Origin of the sequence: Acetobacterium sp. MES1 (assembly GCF_002237635.1) — a bacterium.
GTDB classification, from domain to species: Bacteria; Bacillota; Clostridia; order Eubacteriales; family Eubacteriaceae; genus Acetobacterium; species Acetobacterium wieringae.
In genome coordinates, this window is the sequence record NZ_MJUY01000055.1 from 1 (window position 1) to 3156 (window position 3156).

Genomic DNA, 3156 nt, shown 5'->3' on the forward strand with positions numbered 1-3156 from the left:
GGGTTAATTATACACATTTACTGACAACTATAACAGGAATAATTTGTTCAATTTTCAACTGCAAATGGCCTGACAGTTCATTCACATTAATATCTTATTGATATCTATCCCGTGTGCTCCGAATTTTAAATAAAAATATCTTTCAATGCGCATGTACCTGGTTAAATCATTGTCTGGGTGAAGTTAAGTGTGGTTGGAACCGTTGATTTTGACCGCTGGGTGGTTTTATGACCGGTAATCCCTGTGCAAAGGCTGTTTACACATCACATAACTGCATTAATCGATCGAGTTCGGCCAGGGTTTGCTCCTTTGGTAAAACATATCTGCTGTTTGTCATATTGGTAAAAAAGTCATCAAAGGCGGTAACCACGCTGGGCTCATAAATTTCAAAGGCTTTAAAAACCAGCTGATTATTTTTACGGTAGTGCAGAATCACACGAATCAGATTTTGCTCATTGGAAAATTCGGTGGAGCCATTCATAAAGATCTGCTCCTCGTCGATGGCATAATAGGAGCGGCGATTGTTGGCCAGATCATCACGAACCAACCCGAGCAGGTATAAGCGATCAGCTGGTTTGACAGCATCATAGACTTCATCTGGAAAGTTCAGGTGTCCATCTTTCATAAACTGCTCTAGGTTTTTTAGCGAAAACACATTGATGATGTTGGGATTTTCCCGTTGAATATTGCCATAATGATTGACAGCCATCTCCAGCAACGTTTGGTAATAGGGAAAATCCTTATTCATATTTGCTTCCAGCAGTTCCCGGTCAATGTAGTAGGCAAAACAGGGTAAGGGCTCGACCACATGCTTTAACTGGCGGATCTGTTCCATGGTATAGACCTCAAACAAATCAGTGCTTTCTTCAATAAAGGTCTGGGATCTGGCAACCAGGCGGTCAAACTCTGCGCGATACAGGTCAATGATGGCCGTATCCTGATATAATACCGCCTGACTGAAAGTAGCTGAAATGGTGATGACCCGATCGGAAGTCAGGATAAAATACGGAAACAGGGCTGTTACTGGCATACTGACTGAATTTTCTGGTGAAAAATAATAGTAACAGGAACGGTAGTTGATATTTTCCAGTAGCGACAGGGCGATCAAGTGACGAAGGGCAGCCACCGCCTGACCCGGTTCGTCGGCGGCTGCCTGTTGACGGAACCCCAACACATCCGCAAGGTTCAGTTTTTTCTTGTTCCCCATCATCTGTTGGAAAATGTAGTCGTACACCTTGCTTTCGGTATAGGGAATACACAGTTTCAGCTCTGGTTGGGCGGCGGAAAAAAGTTCCTGATCGATGCTGTTTTCAATCAGATTCAGAACCGCCATGGGATCAGAGTAGACCTCAATCGGCTCGGCAGACTGCTGATTGTCGAGTGGGCTGACTTTCAGATCGATCTCTTTTGAAAAGGGAATCTTATATTCGGTGAGTTCAGAAATCATTTCAATCAGATCAAAGATCTGGCGACGACTGTAAGAGACTGTCTCCCCGACCCGGGCGATTTCCAGCAGTTGGGCGAGTTCATCCTGTTCAACCGGCGAAAGCCGCAAAGCCCGGCTCAGATTGCAGAAAAACTCCGGGCTTGGCAGGCGCTCGCCGGATTTGATCCGTTGCAGGGTGGTGCGATTGATGCCGCCAATTGCGGCCAACGACGCAACGGTTTCACCACTCTCAATAATCAGTTCTTCGATTCTTTTGCTAAATAAGGTCATATGTCCTCCTGAGATTCTGATGTAAAATGATGCCCCGTTGTTACGGGTGTTTTGAGGCGGTGGGTCACTACAGTTTCTGTCCGTTTTACCGTATCCGTCTGCTGGGATTCCTGAAAAGCGTGCACGAAACCTCCGTTCCTATGATTGCTTCTATCTTTTTATTGGCAAATTATTCCCTAAATTTTTGGTATCTATCAAACAATGGACGTATTAGTCGATATATTTTCTTGCACGTATCACCGTTGCCGACAATGCGCTGAATTTCAGAATGTAATTGACTCTTATCTGTCAGTTGAAATATCTGTCAGTTGAAAAAATGCTGTTATTATTTCAGTACAGTGATCTGACGCACGGTTTCGCCGTTCCCACGAACGCTCTAAACCTTCTTCTAAATTCGGCACAAAAAGCAAACTGTTAATATTCAACCAGTTGAGCTCTTCTGTCATAAACGCCTTGCAAAAATCGTCTTTGTTTGCGAGTAAGGCAAAACTCAAACCGCCAAAGTCACTGTTTGCTTCCCAGAAACGAATCGCTGAACCAAAACCTTTGTCACCGCTCACAATAAAAATTGTGAATCAATCGGCCAACCGTCGTCTCCATATATGAGACTGCCTAAATACGTAGTCAAATGTTAAACTTTTACAGTTTAGGAATAATACTTCTGTTTGGGGCTGGTCGGTTTGTCAGGTATGGTCAGTTTGATAAGGCCGTCTTTGATTAGCGGGTTGAGAATGTTTTTTCTGAAATGATCTCGGTTTTTAAACTTCAAATATTTCTGTATTTCACTTCGGGTTCGGGGTATTTTGCAATATTCCAGCAATCTAGAAATTTCTTCATCTGTTTGCATGGTAGCTTGAGGTACAGCTTGCATGGTAGCCTGGTCACTCACTTGCATGGTCAAGGGGATAATCGTCCGAAACACATCCCCCTCGGTAAAAATGGGTGCGGTGCCGGAATAGATTTTACTGTATTTATAGGTGTTGCGGATGCCGGATCCTAATTCATCCACCAGCCCGATCTCCTTTAAAAATCGGGCAATGGTGTTATTTTTGGGGAAGGGCGAAAAATTATAGGGATCAATGATGCCATTGCAGTGGGGCATATTGCTGTTTTCGGTGACCACCCGATCCGTTTCAATGATCAGCTTGGTCGGAAAGGGATTGGCAAATTCCCGGTGAATCAGCAGGTTGGAAATCACTTTGCCAAACAGCTTTTCCCGCAGGTTGATCCGTCGATCCCCTTCCAGATAAAAGGTGTCGTTTAAGTGTTTGTTGATAAACTGCATCAGCCGTTCATAACTCTCCAGCAGATACACCCGGATATCATCGTAGTCGTCGTAACGATCCAGATTGACTTTGCGCAGCAGCGCATCGGTGCGGTGATGGGGCAAGGCCGCCAGAATCAGCTCGGGCTTTCCGAAAATCAAAATCCCGGCCAGG

At 44.6% G+C, this 3156-nt stretch carries 3 protein-coding genes; all 3 read right to left on the minus strand.

Going from position 1 to position 3156, the window contains the following annotated elements; translation table 11 throughout:
* Positions 1 to 256: 256 nt before the first annotated feature.
* A complete protein-coding gene (locus tag BI182_RS15445; RefSeq protein ID WP_286809185.1) occupies positions 257 to 1717 on the minus strand; it encodes a helix-turn-helix domain-containing protein in 1461 nt (486 codons plus the stop codon).
* A gap of 281 nt (positions 1718 to 1998) precedes the next feature.
* On the minus strand, positions 1999 to 2277 hold the full coding sequence (locus BI182_RS15450) for a hypothetical protein (protein ID WP_286809187.1): 279 nt from the start codon (positions 2275 to 2277) through the stop codon (positions 1999 to 2001).
* Between the two features lie 86 nt (positions 2278 to 2363).
* Positions 2364 to 3156, minus strand: a 793-nt coding sequence (locus BI182_RS15455) for a Fic family protein (RefSeq protein WP_353744784.1), incomplete at its 5' end; no start/stop codon positions are given.

Bases quoted from the DNA above. Each gene is read 5' to 3' on its own strand.
- BI182_RS15445 (WP_286809185.1), bottom strand. From the start codon at position 1,717: ATGACCTTATTTAGCAAAAGAATCGAAGAACTGATTATTGAGAGTGGT.